The 1,683-nt window shown below is 37.6% G+C and carries 2 protein-coding genes; both read left to right on the plus strand.

The features are described 5' to 3' along the window. On the plus strand, positions 1-583 hold a 583-nt coding region (locus V7149_RS23520), incomplete at its 5' end, for an ABC transporter ATP-binding protein (RefSeq protein WP_335348003.1). Then, positions 555-1,265: an ABC transporter ATP-binding protein gene (locus tag V7149_RS23525; protein WP_335348004.1), complete on the plus strand. Its 711-nt coding sequence runs from the start codon at positions 555-557 to the stop codon at positions 1,263-1,265. The genes V7149_RS23520 and V7149_RS23525, both read left to right, overlap by 29 nt. Positions 1,266-1,683: the final 418 nt, after the last annotated feature.

A 1,683-nucleotide genomic window follows, 5' to 3' on the forward strand; every position in this document is an offset into this window, starting at 1 on the left:
TCATAGTATAGCACAAGAAGGAATTACAAGAACATTCCAAAACCTGCAGTTGTTTGAAGACATGAGCGTTTTACAAAACGTCATGGTTGGTTTTCATCGTCACTTCAAAACAGGATTCCTGAAAAACCTATTATATCTAGGTCAGGTATCTGATGAAGAGAAATACTATGCACAAAAAGCCTATGATCTACTACGAATTGTTGGCTTAGAAAAAAGAGCCCATGAAAAAGCGTCTGACTTACCATATGGAGAACAGCGATTAGTTGAAATAGCGAGGGGGTTAGCTTTAAAACCTGCATTACTTATTCTAGATGAACCGGCAGCAGGGGCTAGTCCAAAAGAGATTGTAAAAATCATGGATGTGATCCAACGTCTGAAGAAGGCAGGATTGTCTATTATTTTGGTTGAGCATCATATGGATATTGTAATGAATATTTGTGATTATATTACAGTGTTAGATTTCGGTAAGAAAATTTGTGAGGGAAATCCTGAAACTATTCAAAACGATCCAAGGGTAATTGATGCCTATCTTGGGGGAGAAGAGGTGAACCAGCTTGTTGCAGGTACAAAATCTGTCGGTTAGTTATGGTCATGCATCCGCTTTACACAATGTGTCAATGGAAGTAAATGAAGGTGAAATCGTTGCTGTTATTGGTCCCAATGGGGCCGGAAAAACAACACTATTAAAAGCGATTACGGGGTTGATGAAGGCGAAGGAGGGCACTATCCTATATAAGGATAATGTGATTACAGGTACGCCTGCTCATAAAATTTTAGGGTATGGTATATCCCATGTCCCCCAAGGTCGTCAGGTCTTTGGTGATCAGTCGGTAGAGGATAATCTAATTCTTGGTGCCTTTACGATTAAAAAAGAGAAACAAAAAATTCAAGAGCTTATAGAAAGAGAATACGAAAGATTTCCGAGATTAAAGGAGAGAAGAAGGCAGCAAGCAGGTACGTTGAGTGGTGGAGAGCAACAGATGCTAGCTGTATCCAGAGCACTTATGTCTGATCCTGATTTTGTTATTCTTGATGAACCATCCATGGGTTTATCACCTATATTTGTAAAACAGATTTTCGACACTCTGCTAGAGTTGAAGAAATCTGGCAAGACGGTTGTGGTTGTCGAGCAATTAGCCATGGCTGCTTTAGCTATATCTGACCGTGCATATGTTTTACAAGCAGGTGAGGTGAAGTTACATGGAGAATCACGAGATTTATTAAGGGATGATAGTCTGGTAAAAACGTATTTAGGTTCAGCTTAAGCGAACTAACGGAAGTGTAAAATACGTTGTTATGTATTTCTATTAATAGGAGAAGTTAAATAACATCTAAAGTTATTTTAGCCTCTTCTATTTAGTTATTTTGGGACAAGGAATCCCCGTCCCTCCAAATAGAGGCTTTTTTACTAAGTTATCCGAAAGAGAAGGTTTATGTTTAATAACCTTCTGTAGTTACTTCTCTCTTTGATTGAATAATAAAAACCACTTCTGAGTTTATCAGAAGTGGCTTTATTTCAACGTTTTTTTCGGATGGAGAATAGGGGGCTAGAACCCCTGACCTCTACGCTGCTAGAGGAAAACCTATTGAGCAATTTAGTAAAATAAGTTCAAATAAAAATAATCAAGTCTAATAGATCAAGGTTTTTTAGATACATAAATGTAATCTAGACTAATTAAAAAT

Origin of the sequence: Bacillus sp. JJ1503 (assembly GCF_036965125.1) — a bacterium.
Classification (GTDB): Bacteria; Bacillota; Bacilli; order Bacillales; family Cytobacillaceae; genus Cytobacillus.